The organism is Nocardioides scoriae (assembly GCF_900104965.1).
In the GTDB taxonomy this organism is placed as follows: Bacteria; Actinomycetota; Actinomycetes; order Propionibacteriales; family Nocardioidaceae; genus Marmoricola; species Marmoricola scoriae.
Genome location: NZ_LT629757.1, coordinates 2,701,914 through 2,721,557, shown reverse-complemented (window position 1 = coordinate 2,721,557; position 19,644 = coordinate 2,701,914). Strand labels below are relative to the sequence as shown.

General features: G+C 74.7%; 16 protein-coding genes. 13 read left to right on the top strand and 3 right to left on the bottom strand.

Going from position 1 to position 19,644, the window contains the following annotated elements; all coding sequences use genetic code 11:
• The first annotated feature begins 19 nt into the window (after window positions 1-19).
• Window positions 20-364, top strand: a complete 345-nt coding sequence (locus tag BLU55_RS12975; protein ID WP_091730387.1) for a hypothetical protein — start codon at window positions 20-22, stop codon at window positions 362-364.
• 27 nt (window positions 365-391) lie between these two features.
• On the opposite strand, the gene BLU55_RS12970 is transcribed toward BLU55_RS12975, so the two are convergent.
• A complete protein-coding gene (locus tag BLU55_RS12970) occupies window positions 392-1,783 on the bottom strand; it encodes an NAD-dependent malic enzyme (protein ID WP_197680987.1) in 1,392 nt (463 codons plus the stop codon).
• Window positions 1,784-1,924: 141 nt separating this feature from the next.
• Here BLU55_RS12970 and BLU55_RS12965 point away from each other — a divergent pair, with 141 nt between their 5' ends.
• The 12 genes from BLU55_RS12965 (at window position 1,925) to BLU55_RS12910 (ending at window position 15,819) form a co-directional block, all read left to right on the top strand.
• Entirely contained in the window at window positions 1,925-3,022 is a 1,098-nt protein-coding gene (locus tag BLU55_RS12965) for an acetamidase/formamidase family protein (protein ID WP_091730381.1), read from the top strand.
• Window positions 3,019-4,593, top strand: coding sequence for an AtzH-like domain-containing protein (locus BLU55_RS12960; protein WP_231916867.1), 1,575 nt, complete (start codon window positions 3,019-3,021; stop codon window positions 4,591-4,593). Before BLU55_RS12965 ends, BLU55_RS12960 begins: the two co-directional genes overlap by 4 nt.
• A 69-nt stretch (window positions 4,594-4,662) precedes the next feature.
• Window positions 4,663-5,172, top strand: a complete 510-nt coding sequence (gene uraD / locus BLU55_RS12955) for a 2-oxo-4-hydroxy-4-carboxy-5-ureidoimidazoline decarboxylase (protein WP_091730378.1) — start codon at window positions 4,663-4,665, stop codon at window positions 5,170-5,172.
• Complete coding sequence (uraH, locus tag BLU55_RS12950) at window positions 5,169-5,486, top strand: hydroxyisourate hydrolase (protein ID WP_091730375.1); 318 nt, start codon at window positions 5,169-5,171, stop codon at window positions 5,484-5,486. Before uraD ends, uraH begins: the two co-directional genes overlap by 4 nt.
• Window position 5,487: 1 nt before the next feature.
• Entirely contained in the window at window positions 5,488-6,402 is a 915-nt protein-coding gene (pucL, locus tag BLU55_RS12945) for a factor-independent urate hydroxylase (protein WP_091730372.1), read from the top strand.
• 37 nt (window positions 6,403-6,439) lie between these two features.
• On the top strand, window positions 6,440-7,921 hold the full coding sequence (locus BLU55_RS12940; protein WP_091730370.1) for a nucleobase:cation symporter-2 family protein: 1,482 nt from the start codon (window positions 6,440-6,442) through the stop codon (window positions 7,919-7,921).
• Window positions 7,918-9,249, top strand: a complete 1,332-nt coding sequence (allB, locus tag BLU55_RS12935; protein WP_091730367.1) for an allantoinase AllB — start codon at window positions 7,918-7,920, stop codon at window positions 9,247-9,249. The genes BLU55_RS12940 and allB overlap by 4 nt, the downstream gene beginning before the upstream one ends.
• A 76-nt stretch (window positions 9,250-9,325) precedes the next feature.
• Entirely contained in the window at window positions 9,326-10,555 is a 1,230-nt protein-coding gene (locus BLU55_RS12930; RefSeq protein WP_231916866.1) for a pyridoxal-phosphate-dependent aminotransferase family protein, read from the top strand.
• On the top strand, window positions 10,552-11,841 hold the full coding sequence (locus BLU55_RS12925; protein WP_091730362.1) for an allantoate amidohydrolase: 1,290 nt from the start codon (window positions 10,552-10,554) through the stop codon (window positions 11,839-11,841). The genes BLU55_RS12930 and BLU55_RS12925 overlap by 4 nt, the downstream gene beginning before the upstream one ends.
• Window positions 11,841-12,653, top strand: coding sequence for an FAD binding domain-containing protein (locus tag BLU55_RS12920; RefSeq protein ID WP_091730361.1), 813 nt, complete (start codon window positions 11,841-11,843; stop codon window positions 12,651-12,653). Before BLU55_RS12925 ends, BLU55_RS12920 begins: the two co-directional genes overlap by 1 nt.
• Window positions 12,650-15,343, top strand: coding sequence for a molybdopterin-dependent oxidoreductase (locus tag BLU55_RS12915; RefSeq protein ID WP_231916865.1), 2,694 nt, complete (start codon window positions 12,650-12,652; stop codon window positions 15,341-15,343). The genes BLU55_RS12920 and BLU55_RS12915 overlap by 4 nt, the downstream gene beginning before the upstream one ends.
• The gene (locus BLU55_RS12910; protein WP_091730358.1) at window positions 15,340-15,819 is read left to right on the top strand and encodes a nucleoside deaminase; all 480 of its coding nucleotides are present in this window, start codon (window positions 15,340-15,342) and stop codon (window positions 15,817-15,819) included. The genes BLU55_RS12915 and BLU55_RS12910 overlap by 4 nt, the downstream gene beginning before the upstream one ends.
• Here BLU55_RS12910 and BLU55_RS12905 read toward each other — a convergent pair.
• A complete protein-coding gene (locus tag BLU55_RS12905) occupies window positions 15,813-17,609 on the bottom strand; it encodes an ABC transporter ATP-binding protein (protein ID WP_091730356.1) in 1,797 nt (598 codons plus the stop codon). The genes BLU55_RS12910 and BLU55_RS12905 overlap by 7 nt on opposite strands.
• 363 nt (window positions 17,610-17,972) lie before the next feature.
• A complete protein-coding gene (locus BLU55_RS12900) occupies window positions 17,973-19,439 on the bottom strand; it encodes an HNH endonuclease signature motif containing protein (RefSeq protein ID WP_091730352.1) in 1,467 nt (488 codons plus the stop codon).
• Window positions 19,440-19,644: the final 205 nt, after the last annotated feature.

Here is a 19,644-nt window from a genome sequence, read left to right as displayed (position 1 = left end):
GCGCCCCCTGTGGTTCCTGGTGGGCTTCGCGGCCGTGATGGTCGTCGGGCTGGGGACCGTGGTCGCGGCCAGGGGCACCTACTCCGGCCTGCCGATCATCGGCGGGCGGCCCACCTCGGACCAGACCCCCGGCGCCACGAGTCCCGAGCAGGTGGCGCGGCTGGTCCGGGACCACGGCTGCTGGACGCGCAGCGCGCCGCCGGACATGGCCGGACGCATCCCGGGCCACGTCGTGCTCACCGTCCGGGGGGACGACGGACCGGTCACGACGTACGCCGGGGCGCGCTGGGTCGGACCGGCCCTGGCCCACGTCTTCGAGGGTGGGCACCCCGAGGTGCTCCACGTGCACGCGTTCTGCCGCTGAGCCGTGGCCTCTCGGCTGGGTCGGGCCTCAGATGCCCTGGATCGCCCGGGCGACCGCCTTGGGCACCTTGGAGTCGAACACGCTCGGGATGATGTAGCTGGCGTTGAGCTCCTCGTCGCTGACGCAGTGCGCGATCGCGTCGGCGGCGCGCAGCAGCATCTCGACGGTGACGTCGCTGGCGCGGGCGTCGAGCAGGCCGCGGAAGACGCCCGGGAAGGCCAGCACGTTGTTGATCTGGTTGGGGTAGTCGGAGCGGCCGCTGGCCACCACGGCGGCGTGCGGCGCGGCCTCGGCGGGGTCGATCTCGGGGTCGGGGTTGGCCAGCGCGAAGACGATCGGGTCCTTCGCCATGTCGGGGATCCACTCGGCCTGGAGCACGCCCGGGGCGCTGACGCCGATGAAGACGTCGGCGTCGGTGAGGGCGGTGTGGAGGTCACCGCTGACCCGGCGCGGGTTGGTGCGCGCGGCCAGGTCGGCCATGGCCGGGGAGAGGGACTCGTCGCCCTCGGCGAGGGCGCCGTCCTTGTCGCACACCACGACGTCGGCCGCACCCGCGGCGAGCAGCAGGGTGACGATGGCGGTGCCGGCCGCACCGGCACCGGCGACCACGACGCGCACCGAGGCCAGCTCCTTGGACACGCACCGCAGCGCGTTGGTCAGGGCCGCGAGCACCACGATCGCGGTGCCGTGCTGGTCGTCGTGGAAGACGGGGATGTCGAGGCGCTCGCGCAGCCGGCGCTCGATCTCGAAGCAGCGGGGCGCGGCGATGTCCTCGAGGTTGATGCCGCCGAAGCCGGGGGCGATCGCGGCCACCACGTCGACGATGCGGTCGGTGTCCTGGGTGTCGAGGCAGATCGGCCAGGCGTCGATGTTGGCGAAGCGCTTGAACAGCGCGGCCTTGCCCTCCATCACCGGCAGCGCGGCGCCGGGCCCGATGTTGCCCAGGCCGAGGACGGCGGAGCCGTCGGTGACGACCGCGACGCTGTTGCCCTTGACGGTGAGGCGGGCGACGTCGGAGGGGTTCTCGGCCAGCGCCAGGCTGACCCGCCCCACGCCGGGGGTGTAGGCCATCGAGAGGTCGTCACGGGTGCGGAGCGGGACCTTGGAGGTGACCTCGATCTTGCCGCCGATGTGGAGCAGGAAGGTGCGGTCGGAGACCTTGTGGACGGTGATGCCCTCGAGGGTGCGGAGGTGGTCGACGATCTCCGTGGCGTGCTCGGAGTCGGTGGCCGAGCAGGTGACGTCGTAGACGATCCGGTCGTGGCGCGACTCCGCGACGTCGAGGGCGGTGACGATGCCGCCCTCCGAGGCGATCGCGGTGGCGATCTGGCCCACCAGGGCCGGGTCGACCTCGGTGAACAGTCGCACCGTGATGCTGTAGGACCCGCTGGTTGCTGCTCTGCGCTTCTTGTCGGCCATGTCGGGCATCCTCCACCTCGGGACCGGTTACCCGCGAGTCCGTGAGGTCGGTCACGTCGTGAACACTACGAACACAACCGGCTGGCGGGCCTGGGCCGGGCGGAACACGGGCGAAACACGGGCGGCCTAGGGTCGCGGGCCATGAGCCCGGCGATCGATGCGCTGCCCTGCGGCGAGGGGCCCGTCCGCGGGTCGACGTACGTCCCCTCGACGCCCGACCACGTCCTGTGGGGCCGGCTGCCCTGCGAGGCCGACGACCCGGTGGCGCGGGTCGAGCCGGGGGCCGAGGTCACCTTCGACACCCTGAGCCACGAGGGGATCCTGGAGGACCAGGGCCGGGACCCGCGCGCGTTCTTCGGGGCCCACGACGTGGCGCACGTCCTCGACGACGCCGTCGCCCTGTGCGCCACCGACGAGCGCACCCACCCCCGCACCTTCGGCGTCGACGGCCCCCACGTGGTGTCGCGGCCGGTGCACGTCGAGGGCGCCCGACCCGGCGACCTGCTCGCGGTCACGGTGCGCGAGACGCTCCCGCGGGTGCCGTACGGCGTGGTCTCCAACCGCCACGGCAAGGGAGCGCTCCCGGGGGAGTTCCCGCTCGACGGGGCGCCGGTGTTCAGCGCGTTCGCCTCGGTCGACGACACCGGGACCCGCGGGCAGCTGCCGCTGGTGGCCGGGGGCGAGCGGCTCGTGGAGTTCGAGCTGCACCCCTTCCTCGGCATCATCGGGGTCGCCGTGGCCGGCGACCGGCGTCCCCACTCGGTGCCACCGGGCCCGCACGGCGGCAACATCGACATCAACCTGCTGACCGTCGGCGCGACGCTCTACCTGCCCGTCCAGGTCGAGGGCGCCGGCCTCTACGTCGGCGACCCCCACTTCGCGCAGGGCGACGGCGAGGTGGCGCTGACCGCGATGGAGGCGTCGCTGCGGGCCACCCTGCAGGTCGACGTGGTGCCCCACGAGGACGCCGTGCGCCGCTTCGGCGAGCTCGCCGGACCGCTCGCGGAGACCTCGGAGTTCCTGGTGCCCACCGGGATGGACGAGGACCTCGACGTGGCGGTGGCCGACTGCGTGCGCGCTGCCGTCGCGCTGCTGCAGGCGCGGTGGGGGATGGACCCGAGCCTGGCGCTGGCCTACCTCTCCGCCGCCACCGACTTCGACATCTCGCAGGTCGTCGACGTGGTCAAGGGCGTGCACGCGCGCGTCCGCAAGTCCGACTTCGCGCGGGTCGACCGGTGACCGGGCCGACGGGGCAGACCGGGCCGACGTGGCCCGTCGGGCTCGAGGAGGCGTTCGCGGCCTACGAGCAGGCGCTGATGGCCGATGACGTCCCCACCCTCGACCGGCTCTTCGCTCCGGGGCCCGGCACCCTGCGCGGCGACGCCGCCGGCCTGCTCGTGGGCCACGACGCCATCGCGGCCTTCCGGGGCGGGCGGGGTGGCGCGCCCGCGCGGCGCCTGGTCGAGACCCGGGTGCAGGTGCTCGGCGAGGCCCACGCCGTCGTGGTGGCGGTGACCGAGCTGCTGCGCGGCGGTCGCGGCCTGCAGACCCAGGTCTGGGAGCGGCAGCCGTCCGGCTGGGTGGTCACCGCGGCCCACGTCACGGTCGCGGCGCCCGCGCTCGACGACCGGGTCTGGCGGGTGGTGGGGGCGCCGCTGGTGCCGACGACCACGACCGACGGCGAGGGGCTGCTCGCGGGCGAGGGCGTCGCCGTGAAGGACCTGTACGCCGTCGCGGGCCACCGCGTCGGCGCCGGCAACCCCGCCTGGCTGGCGGCCGCGAGCCCGGAGCCCGACCACGCCTGGGCGGTGGCGCGGCTGCTCGAGGAGGGGGCCGACGTCACCGGCATCGCCCGCACCGACGAGCTGGCCTACAGCCTGGCCGGCACCAACGCCCACCACGGCACCCCGCCCAACCCCCGCGCCCCCCGGCGCATCCCCGGCGGCTCGTCGTCGGGCTCGGCCAGCGCGGTCTCCCTGGGCCACGCGAGCATCGGCCTGGGCACCGACACCGGCGGATCGATCCGGGTGCCCGCGGCGTACCAGGGCCTGTGCGGGCTGCGCACCACCCACGACGCCGTCCCGCGCACGGGCCTGCTGCCGCTGGCGCCGTCCTTCGACACCGTGGGCTGGCTGGCCCGCGACACCGAGACGCTGCGACGGGTCGGCGAGGTGCTGCTCCCGACGCACGACGGGCCCGAGATCGACCCGAGCGCGCTGGTGACCGTGCCGGCGCTGCTGGCGCTCGCCGAGCCGGACGTGCGCGCGGCCGTGACCGGCTTCGCCGAGCGCCACGGGGCCGACGCGCTCGACTGGCGCCCCGAGGACCTCGCCGGGTGGCTCGTGGCCTTCCAGACCCTGCAGGCGTGGGAGGCCTGGGACTCCCACGGCGCGTGGCTGGAGCCGCGGCTCGACACTCTCGGCGCCGACGTCCGCAGCCGCTTCGAGCGCGGCGCGCGGACCACCGCGGGCGAGGCCGACGACGCGCGGGCGGTGCTGGCCGGTGCCCGCGCCGAGGTCGACGCGCTCGTGGGCGACCACGTGCTGGTGCTGCCCTCGGCGTCGTCGGTGGCGCCCCCGCTCGGCCCGGGCCTCGCCGACCGGCTGCAGGCGACCCGCGACGCGACGATGCGGCTCACCTGCCTGGCCGGGATCGCCGGCCTGCCCGCGCTCGGCGTGCCGCTGGTCACCGCGGCCGGCCTGCCCGCCGGCGCCTGCCTCGTCGCCGCCCGCGGCCGCGACCTGCCGCTGCTCCGGCTGGCCGAGGAGCTCTCGTCACAGACCCGAAACATCGCTGGTCCACGCCCGTAAAGACCGCGTCCTAGCGTCCGGTCGGAGGCCGGGGGAGCACCGCCGGTCGGGGTGAGGGACGGGACCGACGTGGACATCTCGGAGTTCGACGCGCTCGACGAGGCCGCGGCGCGCGCGCTGCTGCTCGGCTGCGCCGACGTCCCGCGCTGGGCCGAGCAGGTCGTCGCCGCCCGGCCGTACGCCGACCCCGCCGCCCTCCTCGCCCACGCCGACGAGCTGGCCGCCGGGTGGAGCGGCGCCGAGGTCACCCGGGCCCTGGCCGACCACCCGCGGATCGGGGAGCGCCACGCCGGGGCCGGTGCCGCGGCCGACCACTCGGCCGCCGAGCAGGCCGGGGTCGACGCCCGCGACGCCGACCTCGCCGCGCGGCTGGCGGCCGGCAACCGGGCCTACGAGGAGCGCTTCGACCGGATCTTCCTGGTGCGCGCCGCCGGCCGCAGCGCCGGCGAGATCCTCGAGCTGCTCGAGCAGCGGCTCGACCACGACCCGGCCACCGAGCTCGCGGTCACCGCCGGGCAGCTGCGCGAGATCGCCGTGCTGCGGCTGCGCGGCCTGGTCTCCGGCCTGGTGGACGCATGACGACCGTGAGCACCCACGTCCTCGACGCCGGGCTGGGCGCCCCCGCGGCGGGCATCGCGGTGGCGCTGACCGGCCCGGGGGGCGAGCTGGTCGAGGACGCGGTCACCGACGCCGACGGGCGGGTGCGGTTCGTGCCCGACCTGGCCGCCGGCACCCACCGGCTGCGGTTCGCGACCGGCGCGTGGTTCGACGCCGCCGGGCGCGAGCACGTCCACCCCGAGGTGGTCGTCGCGTTCACGAGCGGCCCCGACGCCCACCTGCACCTGGCGCTGCTGCTGGGCCCGTGGTCCTACACCACCTACCGAGGGAGCTGACATGGCGCGTGGAGACGTGGTGCTGGGGGCCAACCAGTACGGCAAGGCCGAGTGCCGCCTGGTGCGGATCACCCGCGACACCGACCGGCACGAGATCGAGGACCTCAACGTCACCTCGCAGCTGCGCGGCGACTTCACCGCCTGCCACACCGAGGGCGACAACAGCCGCGTGGTCGCCACCGACACCCAGAAGAACACCGTCTACTCGCTGGCCCGCGAGCACGGCGTGCACAGCCCCGAGCAGTTCCTGCTGACGCTCGGGCGCCACTTCGTCGCGGAGTACCCCTGGATCGACGGCGGCCGCTGGGAGGCCGAGTCCTTCGGCTGGGACCGGATCCCGGTCGGCGGCACGCCCCACGACCACGCGTTCGTGCGCACGGGCCAGGAGACCCGGACCACGCTCGTGCAGGTGGACGGCGAGGACGTCCACGTCCTGGCCGGCTTCAAGGACTGCGTGGTGCTGAAGTCGACCGGCTCGGAGTTCCACGGCTTCCCGCGCGACCGGTGGACCACCCTGGCCGAGACCGACGACCGGATCCTGGCGACCTCGATGACGGTGTGGTGGCGCTACACCGAGGAGGCCGTCGCGGCCGGCCTCGACTTCGCGACGGCGTACGACGAGGTGAAGGCGCTGCTGCTCGAGACCTTCGCGAGCGTCCACTCGCTGGCCCTGCAGCAGACCATCTTCGCGGCCGGCAAGGCCGTGCTCGAGGCACACCCCGAGATCGGCGAGGTCAAGCTCAGCTGCCCCAACAAGCACCACTTCCTGGTCGACCTGGCGCCGTTCGGCCAGGACAACCCCGGCGAGGTCTTCCTCGCCGCCGACCGCCCCTACGGACTCATCCAGGCGACCGTGCAGCGCGAGGGCGTGCCGGTCGTCGAGGAGGCCTGGGCGACGCTGCCCGGCTTCTGCTGACCCCTCCCGAGCACGACACAGGACCCGGAGGTCCGCCATGAGCGACACCCCGCACACCCCGCAGGAGGCCGGCCGCAACGTGGTGAGCTCGCCGCAGAGCCGCCCCCGACGTCCCGAGGACGAGCACCTCCCCGCCGCCCAGCTGGTGGGGTACGGCGTGCAGCACATCCTCGCGATGTTCGGCGGCGTCATCGCCGTGCCGTTCATCATCGGCGGGGTCGCCGGGCTCCCGCCCGAGCAGACCGGCCTGCTCGTGTCCGCGGCGCTGTTCGTCAGCGGGCTGGCCACCGTGCTGCAGACCATCGGGGTGCCGTTCTTCGGCTCGCAGCTGCCGCTGGTGCAGGGCATCTCCTTCGCCAGCGTCTCGACGATGGTCACCATCATCCTGGCCGAGGGGGAGGGCAACGGCGAGCGCGGCCTGCGGGTCGTCTTCGGCGCCGTGATCGTCTCGGCGGTCATCGGGCTGCTGATCGCGCCGGTGTTCTCGCGCATCGTGCGCTTCTTCCCGGCGGTGGTGACCGGCTCGGTCATCCTCGTCATCGGCCTCTCGCTGCTGCCCGTCGCGGGCGGCTGGATCACCGACCAGGAGGAGACCGCCTCCGGCAGCTCGGTCGCGCTGGCCGCGGTGTCGCTGGCCTTCGTGCTGGTGCTGAGCAAGGTGCCGGTGCTCTCGCGGCTGGCGGTGCTGCTGTCGCTGGTCGCCGGCACGGTGGTGGCCGCGATCTTCGGGCTGACCACCTGGAACGGCGACGACGCCGCCGTCGTGGCCGTCCCGACGCCCTTCGAGTTCGGCACCCCGATCTTCCAGGTCGGCGCCATCGTGTCGATGACCATCGTGATCCTGGTGATCATGGTCGAGACGACCGCCGACATCCTGGCCGTCGCCGAGGTCGTGGGCACCGACGTCGACAACAAGCGCATCAGCAACGGCCTGCGGGCCGACATGGTCAGCTCCGCGATCGCCCCGGTGTTCAACTCCTTCCCCGCGACCGCGTTCGCGCAGAACGTCGGCCTGGTCGCGCTCACCGGCATCCGCAGCCGCTTCGCGGTCGCGGTCGGCGGCGGCGTGCTGTTCGTGCTCGGCCTCTCGCCGTGGCTGGCCGCAGTGGTGGGCCTGCTGCCGCTGCCCGTGCTCGCGGGCGCCGGCGTCGTGCTCTTCGGGTCGGTCGCCGCGAGCGGGGTGCGGACGCTGGGCAAGGTGACCTACGACGGCACCAACAACATCGTCGTCGTCGCGGCCGCCGTCGCCTTCGGCGTGATCCCGATCGCCTGGCCGGAGTTCTGGGGCGCCTTCCCGCAGTGGTGGCAGACCATCTTCGACTCCGAGATCAGCGCCGCCGCCATCGTGGCCTTCACGCTCAACCTGTTCTTCAACGTGCTGCTGCCCGGCGTGCCGGAGGAGCCGTCCGGGCTCACCGCCGCCCCGGCCCTGGAGGTGCGCCCCGACGAGGCCGAGGTGCTGGAGGAGGGCGGCTCCTTCCGCGGCGGCAGCCCCGTCGCCGGGCCGGACCAGGGATGAGGGTCGACGCCGTCCAGGCGCGGCGGGTGCTGGTCGACGACGCGTTCGTCCCGGCCACGATCACGCTGCACCGCGGCACCGTCGCCTCGATCGAGCCCTTCGAGCACGACGCCGAGGGCCTGGTGCTGCGGGCGCCCGACTCGGCGTACGTCGTCCCGGGGATCGTGGACACCCACGTCCACATCAACGAGCCGGGCCGCACCGAGTGGGAGGGGTTCGTCTCGGCCACCGAGGCCGCCGCGCTCGGCGGCGCCACCACCCTGGTCGACATGCCGCTCAACTCGATCCCGCCGACCACCACCCTGGCCGGGCTGCGCGCCAAGCAGGCGGCGGCGAGCGGCGAGCTGATGGTCGACGTCGGCTTCTGGGGCGGCGCCGTCCCGGGCAACCTCGGCGACCTCGAGCCGCTGTGGGAGGCCGGGGTGTTCGGCTACAAGTGCTTCCTGTCGCCCTCGGGGGTCGACGAGTTCCCGCCGCTGGCCCCCGACGAGTTCCTGCTGGCCCTCAAGGAGGTGGCCCGGCTCGACGCGCTGATGATCGTGCACGCCGAGGACGCCGCCGTGCTCGACGCCGCCCCCGCCGCGCCGAGCCGCTCCTACCGCGACTTCGTGCGCTCGCGTCCCGACGGCGCCGAGGTCGCGGCCATCACCCAGGTCCTCGACGGCGCCCGCGAGACCGGCGCCCGGGTGCACGTGCTGCACCTGTCCTCGGCCCGCGCCCTCGACGCCATCGCCGCCGCCCGCGACGAGGGCCTGCCGGTGACGGTCGAGACCTGCCCGCACTACCTGTGCTTCGCGGCCGAGACCATCCCCGACGCCGCGCCGCAGTTCAAGTGCTGCCCGCCGATCCGCGACTCCGGCAACCGCGAGGAGCTCTGGTCGGCGCTGCGCGCCGGCATCATCGACGCGGTCGTCAGCGACCACTCGCCGGCCACCGCCGCCGAGAAGCAGAAGGGCGACGGCGACCTGCAGCAGGCGTGGGGCGGCGTCTCGGGGCTCCAGGTCGGCTTCAGCGCGGTGGCCCAGGAGGCCCGCCGCCGCGGCATCGGCCTGGCCCAGGTGTCGCGCTGGATGTCGCGCAACACCGCCGACCTGGTCGGGCTGACCCGCAAGGGCCGGATCGCGCCCGGGGCGGACGCCGACCTCGCGATCTACGACACCGGGGTCGACTTCCGCATCGAGGCGACCCGGCTGGCGCACCGCAACCCGATCTCGGCGTACGACGGGCTGCGGTACGGCGGCCGCATCACCCGCTCGGTCGTGCGCGGCAACGCCATCGACGTCGAGCGCCCCGACCACGGCTGGGGCCAGCAGCTGCTGCGCCCCTGACCCGCCCCGGGGACCGAAACCGGGGTGGTGCGCCGGTGAAACGCCGGCGAAACGACCGCGACCTAGCGTGCGCCGGGTGACGTCCTCACCGATCGCACGACCTGTCGACCCGCCCCCGCGGCTGCTCATGGGGCCGGGTCCCATCAACGCCGACCCGCGGGTGCTGCGGGCGATGTCGAGCCAGCTCGTCGGGCAGTACGACCCCTGGATGACGACCACGATGAGCGAGACCTCGGAGCTCTACCGCGGGGTCTTCCGCACGACCAACGAGCAGACGTTCGTCGTCGACGGCACCTCCCGCGCCGGGATCGAGGCGGCCCTGGTCAGCCTGCTCGAGCCCGGCGACAGCGTGCTGGTCCCGGTCTTCGGACGCTTCGGCCACCTGCTGACCGAGATCGCCGAGCGCTGCGGGGCGAAGGTGCACACCATCGAGGTGCCGTGGGGCGAGGTGTTCGCGCCGGAGGTCGTCGAGCAGGCCGTGCGCGACGTGCGGCCCAAGGTGCTCGCCGTCGTGCAGGGCGACACCTCGACCACGATGTGCCAGCCGCTGGAGGACCTCGGCGAGATCTGCCGGCGCCACGACGTGCTGCTCTACTGCGACGCCACCGCCAGCCTCGGCGGCAACCCGTTCGAGACCGACGCCTGGGAGGTCGACGTCGTCACCGCCGGCCTGCAGAAGTGCCTGGGCGGCCCCTCGGGAAGCGCCCCGATCACGATCGGTCCGCGCGCCGTCGAGGTCATCGAGGGCCGCAAGCACGTCGAGGCGGGCGTGCGCGAGGCCGGCGACGTCGAGCGCGGCGTGCGGATCGCGTCGAACTACCTCGACCTCGCCATGGTCATGGACTACTGGGGGCCGCGGCGCCTCAACCACCACACCGAGGCCACCACCATGCTGTACGGCGCCCGCGAGTGCGCCCGGATCCTGCTCGAGGAGGGGCTGGACGCCGCCGTCGCGCGGCACCGGCTCCACGGCGGCGCGATGCTCGCCGGCGTGCGGGGCCTGGGGCTGGAGGTCTTCGGCGACGTCGCCCACAAGATGACCAACGTCGTCGCGGTGCACATCCCCGACGGGATCGACGGCGACGCGGCGCGCGCGGCCGTGCTCCACGACTACGGCATCGAGATCGGCACGTCCTTCGGCCCGCTCCACGGCAAGGTGTGGCGGATCGGGACCATGGGCCACAACGCCCGGCGCGACGCCGTGCTGACGACGCTGGCGGCCCTGGAGCAGGTGCTGCGCGCCGGGGGCGCCCCGGTCACGGCCGGTGGCGGGGTCGGCGCCGCCCTCGAGGTGTACGCCGCATGACGCTCACCCGCACCGCCCACGACGCCCCCGCGCTCGACGGCACCACCGCCGCGGCCGTGCTGGCCCGCTGCGCCGAGCTCGACGCGTTCTCCTCCTCCAGCCGCGGCCTGGAGCGGGTCTACCTCACCCCCGAGCACGCCGCCGCCAACGCCCGCGCCGCCCACTGGATGCGCGAGGCGGGGCTGCGGACCTGGCAGGACGCGGCCGGCAACGTCTGGGGCCGTCGCGAGGGCCGCGAGCCCGGGCTGCCGGCCCTGGTGCTGGGCTCCCACCTCGACACCGTGCCCGACGCGGGCAGCTACGACGGCATGCTCGGCGTCGTGATGGCGATCGCCGTCGTCGAGCGCCTCGCCCGCGGCGGCCGCGACCGGGTCGCCGAGCTGCCGTTCGCGCTCGAGGTGGTCGGCTTCAGCGACGAGGAGGGCGCCCGGTTCGGCACCGCGCTGCTCGGCAGCAAGGCCGTGGCGGGGCTGTGGGACGAGGCCGACTGGGACCTGCGCGACCGCACCGGCACCACGCTCTACCGCGCGTTCCGCGAGTTCGGCCTCGACCCCGCGCTGGTGCACGACGCGGCCCGGCCGCCGGAGGGGATCGTGGGCTACCTCGAGGCCCACATCGAGCAGGGCCCCTTCCTGGAGGCGGCCGACGCCTCGCTCGGCTACGTGACCACGATCGCCGGGGCCCGCCGGTTCCGGCTCTCGGTGATCGGGGAGGCTCGCCACGCCGGCGGCACGCCGTACCCCCGCCGCAGGGACGCGCTCGTCGGCGCCAGCGAGGCGATCGCGACCATCGAGCGCATCGGGCGCGGCGGCGACGGCATCGCCACCGTCGGCCGCATCGAGGTGTGGCCCGGAGCGGTCAACGTGATCCCCGGTCGGGCCGACTTCAGCCTCGACCTGCGGGCCGAGACCGACGAGGAGCGCGACGCGCTGTGGCTGCGGATGCAGGCCGAGATCGGGGACGCCTGCACCGCCCGCGGCCTGCGCTTCGAGCACGTCGAGCACCACGAGGCGGCGGCCGCCCCGTGCGCGCCGTGGCTCCAGGAGGCGGTGGTCGAGGGCATCCGCAGCACCGGCGACGCCGCCCCGATGGCGCTGTGGAGCCGCGCCGGTCACGACGCGATGGCGATGGCGTCGGTCGCCGACATCGGGATGCTGTTCGTGCGCTGCTTCGACGGCATCAGCCACCACCCCGGCGAGGACGTCCGGGAGGTCGACGTCGCCCGGGGCCTCGACGCCTTCGAGCAGACCGTGCTGGCCGTGGCCCGCCGCGTCGAGGAGGCGTGATGGACCTCGTCGAGGTGGCCTCGTGGCGCTCCGCGTCCCAGCGCTCCGACCTCAGGCTGGCGCCGGGGGAGCGGGTCGTCGGCGGCGGCACCTGGCTGTTCTCCGAGCCCCAGCCGGGCACCACCGGCCTGGTCGACCTGACCACGCTGGGCTGGGCGCCCTGGACCCGCACCGGGGAGGGGCTCGAGCTGGCCGCCACGTGCACCGTCGAGGAGCTGCTCGCGCTGCCCGACGACGTGCTCGGTGCGGCGGCACCGCTGGCGCGGGCCTGCGCCGACGCCTTCCTGATGTCCTTCAAGGTCGCCCACCTGGCCACGCTCGGCGGCAACGTCTGCCTGGCGCTGCCGGCGGGGGCGATGACCTCGCTGCTGGTGGCGCTGGACGCGACCGCGGTGGTGTGGAGCGGCTCCGACGGCGTGCGCCGCCAGCCCGTGGCCGACCTGGTCACCGGGGTCCGGACGACCACGCTGGCCCCCGACGAGGTGGTCCGGGCCTTCGAGGTGCCCGCGGCCGCCCTCGGCGCGACGCACGCCTTCCGGCGGCAGTCGCTCGCGCCCCACGGCCGCTCCAGCGCCGTCGTCACCGCCTCCCGCCGGGGCTCCCGCTCGGGGTCGGCGGTGCGTGTCGCGGTCACCGCCGCGACCACCCGCCCGGTCGTGCTCGACCTGCCGGTCGAGGGCTGGGCGGCCGCGCTGCACGACGCGGTCGCGGCCCTCGACTGCTGGTACGCCGACGCGCACGGCGCCCCCGACTGGCGCGCGGCCATGACGGCCCGGCTCGCCGTCGAGGCCGTCGAGGAGGTGCTGGCGTGACCGAGCTCGACGACCGCCCGGAGGTCGAGGCGCGCACCGTCCCGGTGCGGGTCAACGGCACCGACCTGCCCGGCGACCCGGCGCCCGGCCAGTGCCTGCGGACCTGGCTGCGCCGCCACGACCACCTCGAGGTCAAGAAGGGCTGCGACGCCGGTGACTGCGGCGCCTGCACGGTCCTGGTCGACGACCGACCGGTCCACTCGTGCGTCTTCCCGGCCGCCCGTGCGGCGGGACGCGAGGTCACCACGGTCGCCGGCCTCGGCACGCCCGAGCAGCCGCACCCGGTGCAGCAGCGGTTCACCGCCGCCCAGGGCTTCCAGTGCGGCTTCTGCACGGCCGGGTTCGTCACCACCGCCGCCGCGCTCGCCGACGACGAGGGCCGGGTCGGGGACGACCCCGAGGCGCTGGCCCGGGCGTTCAAGGGCAACCTGTGCCGCTGCACGGGCTACCGCTCGATCCGCGACGCGCTCGCGGGCCGCACCAACGTCGAGCCCGCGGCCCCCGGCGAGGGCGGCGCCTTCGGCTGCTCGGTCGCGGCCCCCGCCGGCCCGCGGCTGGTGTCGGGGCAGGAGCGCTTCACCCTCGACGAGCCCGAGGCGGGCGTGCTCCACCTGGCGCTGCTCCAGAGCCCGGTCGCCCACGCCCGCATCACCCGCATCGACACCGGTCGGGCCGAGGCGCTGCCCGGCGTCCACCTGGTGCTGACCCACCGCGACGTGCCCGACGTGCGCTACTCCACGGCCCGCCACGAGTCGCGCACCGACGACCCCGACGACACCCGCATGCTCGACGACGTGGTCCGCTTCCGCGGCCAGCGGGTCGCGGCCGTCGTCGCCGACACCCCCGCCCTCGCGGCGCGGGCCCTGGACCTCCTCGTGGTCGAGTACGACGAGCTGCCCGTCGTGCTCGACCCCGAGGCGGCTCGCCTCCCCGGCGCGCCCCTGCTCCACCCCGACCTCGACCCGGTCGCCTCCCGGGTCTCCGAGCCCGGGCGCAACGTCGTGGCCCAGACCCACGGCGAGGTCGGCGACGTGGCCGCCGGGCTCGCCGCCGCCCACGTCCGGGTGGCCGGCACCTGGCGCACCGGGCGGGTCAACCAGGCCGCGCTCGAGACCCACGGCGCCCGCGGCTGGCTCGACGACCAGGGCACGCTCGTGATCCGCAGCAGCACCCAGGTGCCGTTCCTGGTGCGCGACGAGCTGGCCCACGTCTTCGGGATCCGCCGCGAGCAGGTGCGCGTGGTCGCCGCCCGGGTCGGCGGTGGCTTCGGGGGCAAGCAGGAGCTGCTCGTCGAGGACCTGGTGGGGCTCGCGGTGCTGCGCCTCGGCGTGCCCGTCCAGCTCGAGCTGACCCGCGAGCAGCAGTTCACCCTCGTCCCCGGCCGCCACCCGATGCGGGTGAGCGTGGAGCTCGGCGCCGGTGCCGACGGCGTGCTGACCGCGATGAAGCTCGACGTCCTGACCGACACCGGCGCCTACGGCAACCACGCCCCGGGCGTGATGTTCCACGGCTGCCACGAGTCGATCGCGCTCTACCGCTGCGCCAACAAGCGGCTCGACGCCGAGGCCGTCTACACCAACCACGTGCCCTCGGGGGCGTTCCGCGGCTACGGCCTGGGCCAGGTGGTCTTCGCCATCGAGTCGGCCCTCGACGAGCTGGCCCGCGAGCTGGGTCTGAGCCCGTTCGACGTGCGCCGGCGCAACGTCGTGGTCCCCGGCGACCGGTTCGTGGTCAACGGGCCGCCCGACACCGACCTGGTCTTCGGCAGCTACGGCCTCGACCAGTGCCTCGACCTCGTGGAGGCGTCCCTGGCCCGCGACGACCTGCCCGCAGCACCCCCCGGCTGGCGGACCGGGACCGGGGCGGCCGCCTCGATGATCGCCACCATCCCGCCGCGCGGCCACCACGCGGAGGCGACGGTGACGATGCACCCCGACGGCCAGGTCGTGGTCGCGGTGGGGAGCGCGGAGTTCGGCAACGGCACCGCAACGGTCCACACCCAGATCGCCGCCGCCGAGCTCGACGTGCCGGTGGACCGGGTGGTGCTGCGCACCTCCGACACGGCCACGACCGGCTACGACACCGGCGCCTACGGCTCGACCGGCTCGGTGGTCGCCGGCCGGGCCGTGGCCCAGGCCGCCCGGTCGCTGCGCTCGCTGCTCGACCCGATGCAGGGCCCGCTGCTCGGTCCGGTCTCGGCCACCGGCACCCACCACGGCTCCCCGCGCTCGGTCGCCTTCAACGTCCACGGGTTCGTCGTCGCCGTCGACCCCGGCACCGGCGAGGTCCGGGTGCTGCACTCGGTCCAGGCCGCCGACGCCGGCGTGGTGATCAACCCCGAGCAGCTGCGCGGCCAGGTCGAGGGCGGGGTGGCCCAGGGGATCGGGTCGGCGCTCTACGAGGAGGTGGTGGTCGACGACGGCCCCGGGGGCGACGGCCACGTCACCAGCCGGGTGCTGCGCGACTACCGGTTCCCCCAGATGGGCGACGTGCCGACCACCGAGGTGCTGCTCGCCGACACCTGGGACGAGCTGGGCGTGCGCGGCGCCAAGTCGATGAGCGAGGCGCCGTACAACCCGGTCGCCCCGGCCCTGGCCAACGCGGTGCGCGACGCGCTCGGCGTACGTCCCCACGAGCTGCCGATGAGCCGCGACCGCCTCTGGCGGCTGCTGCAGGAGGAGGACGCATGACGCAGACCCCCGGAGACCACCGCTGGCTCGACCAGGCGGTTGCGCTCGCGACCCGCAACGTCGCCGAGGGCGGTGGGCCGTTCGGTGCGCTCGTGGTGTGCGGCGGCGAGGTCGTCTCGACCGGCGTCAACCGCGTCACCCGCGACAACGACCCGACCGCCCACGCCGAGGTGGTCGCGATCCGCGGCGCGTGCCGGGAGCGGGGTGACTTCGCCCTGGCCGGCTGCGTGCTGTTCACGTCGTGCGAGCCCTGCCCGCTGTGCCTGTCCTCGGCGCTGTGGGCCCGCCTGGACCGCGTCGTGTACGCCGCCGACCGCGACGACGCCGCCCGGGGCGGCTTCGACGACCGTGCCTTCTACGACCTCTTCGGGCAGGAGCGCGACGCCTGGCCGCTGCCGATCCAGGAGCTGCGGCTCGACACCGCGGTCATGCCCTTCGACGCCTGGCTGGCCGACGCCGCGCGCACCCACTACTGAGCGCGCACGACCTCCAGGTCACCGGTCTGCACGGCCCACAGCTGGGCGTACGCCCCGCCGGCGGCGACCAGCTCGTCGTGGGTGCCCGACTCGCTGATCCGCCCCGCGTCGAGGACCCAGATCCGGTCGGCGTGGCGGACCGTGGAGAGCCGGTGGGCCACCACCAGGGCCGTCCGCTCGGCGGTCACCAGCCCCAGCGAGCGCTGGATCGCGGCCTCGGTCTCGTTGTCGACCGCCGAGGTGGCCTCGTCGAGGACCAGGACCGCGGGGTCGCGGAGCAGGGCGCGGGCCAGGGCGAGCCGCTGCCGCTGGCCGCCCGAGAGGGTGACGCCGCGCTCGCCGACCGGGGTGTCGTAGCCCTGCGGCATCGCCTCCACGAAGGCGGCCGCCTCGGCCGCGCGAGCCGCCTGCTCGACCTCCTCGCGGGTCGCGTCGGGGCGGCCGTAGGCGATGTTGTCGGCGACGCTGCCGGCGAAGAGGTAGACGTCCTGCGACACGTAGCCCAGCGCCCCGCGCAGCGTCGCCCAGTCGAGGTCGCGGGTGTCGGTGTCGTCGAGCAGGACCTGGCCCGCCCGGGTGTCCTCGAAGCGCAGCACCAGGCGCAGCAGCGTCGACTTGCCCGAGCCGGTCGGCCCGACCACGGCGTGGGTCTGGCCCGCGGGGACGACCAGGTCGATGCCGTGCAGGACGTCGGGCCCGTCGGCGTACCCCGCCCGGACGCCGCGCAGCTCGATCCGGCCCGCGGGCTCGTGCAGCAGCACCTCGCCCGGCTGCACCGTGACCGGCTCGTCGAGCAGCCGCAGGATCCGGCCGGCCGACGCACGGCCCCGCTGGTAGAGGTCCAGCACCTCCGCGACCGCCGTCAGCGGCCACAGCAGCCGCTGGGTCATGAAGACCAGCACCGAGTAGAGCCCCACCTCGAGGGTGCCGTCGAGCACCTGGAAGCCGCCGATGAGCAGCGTGCAGGTGAAGCCGGCCAGGATCGCGACCCGCACCAGCGGCACGAACGCCGCCGAGCTGCGGATCGCCGCCTCGTTGGCCGAGCGGTAGGCCAGCGAGGCCTCCTCGACCCGCTGCCGCTCGCGGTGCTCGGCGGTGAACGCCTTGATGGTGGTGATGCCGCCCAGGTTGGCGCTGAGCGTCCCGGACAGGTCGGCCACCGTCTCGCGCACCCGGGCGTAGAGCGGGTCGAGCCGCTTCTGGAACAGCAGGCTGCCCGCCACGATGAGCGGGATCGGGGCGAAGGCGAGCAGCAGCAGCGTCACCGACGACAGCGCGAACACGGCCCCGACCAGGAGCACGTTGAGCACCGTCTGCAGGATCGCCGGCGCGCCGACGTCGAGGAACCGCTCGAGCTGGTTGACGTCGTCGTTGAGCGTGGCCAGCGTCGTGCCCGCCGGCCGGGTCTCGTGCCAGGACACGTCGAGGTGCTGCACGTGGGAGTACGCCTCCACCCGCAGGTCGTGCTCGATCGACTGGGCCAGGTTGCGCCAGGTCAGGGCGGCGAGGTACTCGCTCGCCGACTCGACCAGCCACACCACCGCGTTGACCACCGCCAGCCACACCAGCTGCTCGTAGCGCGACTCAGCCCCCACGACGTCGGCCACGAACGACTGGTCGCCGCGCACCACGACGTCCACCGCCGCGCCGATGAGCAGCTCCGGCACCACGTCGGCCACCTTGTTGACCGTCGACAGCACGACCGCCGCCACCAGCCGGGCGCGGTAGCCGGCGTACCGCCTCGAGAGGGCGCGCAGCGGGGACGTCGGGGCGGCGGCAGGGGTCGTCACGAGGTCAAGGTTAGGTTCCCCTAACTCCACGCGCCCACCTCGGTCCCTGAGGAACGACGGGCCAGGCCGTTCGGTCCATGAGGACGACGGGCCAGGCCGTTCGGTCCCTGAGGAACGACGAAGTCGTGTCTCGAAGGGTCGGTCGGCTTCGAGACGGGCCGGGCGGCCCTCCTCAGCCAGCGACCGGCTCCGGTCCCTGAGGAGGGACGAAGTCCCGTCTCGAAGGGCCGCGCACCTCTTGGCCCCTGAGGGCGGCCCCTCGGTCCCTGAGGAACGACGGAGTCGTGTCTCGAAGGGCCGGTCCGCACCCCTCCGGGCGCGCCGGTAGCCCGACCAGCAGCGGGCTGGTCGGGTCCGGAGTGCTCAGGGTCGTCGCTGCCGCGGGATCGGTGGCGGGCTCGGGACGGTCGAGGCTGGCGACCGATCGGGCGGCCGCCGTGGGTGGGGCCGGGTCTCGTGGGTGTGCCCGGTCGGGCTGGTCCACCTGTACGACCCGTCGGGTCGGCGCTCGTAGCTCCAGTCGGTGTGGGTCTTGGCGCGGTGGTGGGTCCGGCACAAAGGCGCCAGGTTCGACAGGCGCGTCTGGCCCGGAGGGCCGCCGTCGTCCGGTGCGACCCAGGGCTCGATGTGGTCGAGGTCGGCGCGCCGTGAGTCGCGGCGGCAGCCGGGGAAGACGCAGGTGGCGTCGCGCAGGACGGCGGCCTCGCGCATCCAGCTCGGCGGGTCGTGGGCGTCGACTTCGCGGTGAGCAGTCAGGCCAGCAACGGATCCGGCGCTGGCGGCTGCGGCGTCGCTGGTCGGGATGGTGAGCACGGGTCGGATCCGGATGGTCCCGGTGCGGCCGGTGGTCCGGCGGACCCAGTCGGCGAGGACCTCGGTGGTGACCGCGCCGAGCCGTTCGACGGTCGCGGCGCCGGCCCCGGTGTCGTCGGCGGGTGCGAGGTCGGCGGGCGTGACGTGGACGACCAGCTCGACGGACCCGAGCGCGCCCCGGACGTGGTCGAGGTCGGTGGTCTCGCCGGCCAACAGGTCCAGGGCTTGCTGGGGGCTGGCGAGGAGTCCGGCGGCTCGGGCGCGACGGATGTCGAGGGTGTCGCGGTCGCCGAGGCGTCCGAGCTGGGTGGCGAGGTCGCTGAGGGTGTCGTCGAACGCGATCGCGTCGGGGGTGTCCATGGTCATGAGCACGTCGGTCGTCGCTGGGCTGGCCCCGGTGCGGAGCCACACACCACGGTGGGCGAGCTGGCGGCGTTCGTCCTCGCACGCGCGGTCGGGGTCGAAGTAGAGGCGGGCTTCGTCGACGAGGCGGCGGGCGTCGATCTTGCTGATCCTCGTGGGGGTGGCGGAGATGAGCCGGTCGGCGTGGGCGACGGCGTCGGGGCCGAGGTCGCGTGAGTCCTGCGCGATCCGCCGTGCCCGCCACGGCTCCACCCGCCCGGCCTGGAGGTGCGCCCACAGGCGAGGCAGGCGGTGGGTCAGGTCGAGGCCGTCGGCGATCAGGGCCCGGCCCGCGTCGAGGGTGATGCCGAGGGCGGCGGCGAGCTCGACGGGCGCGAACTCCGCACACTCCGGAGCACCCTCGCCGGCCAGCCTGGACGATCCCTCGGCCCAGAGGCCACCGCTCTGCGACCAGTCCGCGGCGTAGCCGTCATCCGGGACGGGGTGGAGCAGGGCCCACTCGACGGCGAGCTCGAGCTGGCGGACCTCGGCGGCATGGGCGGTCTGCCTGGCGCGGCGTGCTTCGTGGATGACCTGGTCTGCGGCGCCCCGGACCGGCGCACCACAGGCCTGCGGCACGGTGGGTGCCGGGCGGGTCGCGGTGGTGGCGGGCATGGCCCGATCCTAGCGCTTGGCGCCGACAATATCGATCACGTGTTCGATATGTGGGAGGCGGTCTGAGCGTGTTCTGGGGCGAGGGGTGGGCCCTTCGAGACGCGACTTCGTCGTTCCTCAGGGACCGAGGGGGGCTTGACTGTGTGGTCTCTTTCGAGACACGACGTCGTGGTTCTCAGGACCTCGACGCCTGCCCTGGTCCCTG

Excerpts from the sequence above, each read along its gene's own strand:
- allB (WP_091730367.1), top strand. The coding sequence starts at position 7,918 with ATGAGGGTCGACGCCGTCCAGGCGCGGCGGGTGCTGGTCGACGACGCG.
- BLU55_RS12940 (WP_091730370.1), top strand. The coding sequence starts at position 6,440 with ATGAGCGACACCCCGCACACCCCGCAGGAGGCCGGCCGCAACGTGGTG.
- BLU55_RS12970 (WP_197680987.1), bottom strand. The coding sequence starts at position 1,783 with ATGGCCGACAAGAAGCGCAGAGCAGCAACCAGCGGGTCCTACAGCATC.
- BLU55_RS12925 (WP_091730362.1), top strand. The coding sequence starts at position 10,552 with ATGACGCTCACCCGCACCGCCCACGACGCCCCCGCGCTCGACGGCACC.
- uraH (WP_091730375.1), top strand. The coding sequence starts at position 5,169 with ATGACGACCGTGAGCACCCACGTCCTCGACGCCGGGCTGGGCGCCCCC.
- BLU55_RS12965 (WP_091730381.1), top strand. The coding sequence starts at position 1,925 with ATGAGCCCGGCGATCGATGCGCTGCCCTGCGGCGAGGGGCCCGTCCGC.
- BLU55_RS12900 (WP_091730352.1), bottom strand. The coding sequence starts at position 19,439 with ATGCCCGCCACCACCGCGACCCGCCCGGCACCCACCGTGCCGCAGGCC.
- BLU55_RS12920 (WP_091730361.1), top strand. The coding sequence starts at position 11,841 with ATGGACCTCGTCGAGGTGGCCTCGTGGCGCTCCGCGTCCCAGCGCTCC.
- pucL (WP_091730372.1), top strand. The coding sequence starts at position 5,488 with ATGGCGCGTGGAGACGTGGTGCTGGGGGCCAACCAGTACGGCAAGGCC.
- BLU55_RS12910 (WP_091730358.1), top strand. The coding sequence starts at position 15,340 with ATGACGCAGACCCCCGGAGACCACCGCTGGCTCGACCAGGCGGTTGCG.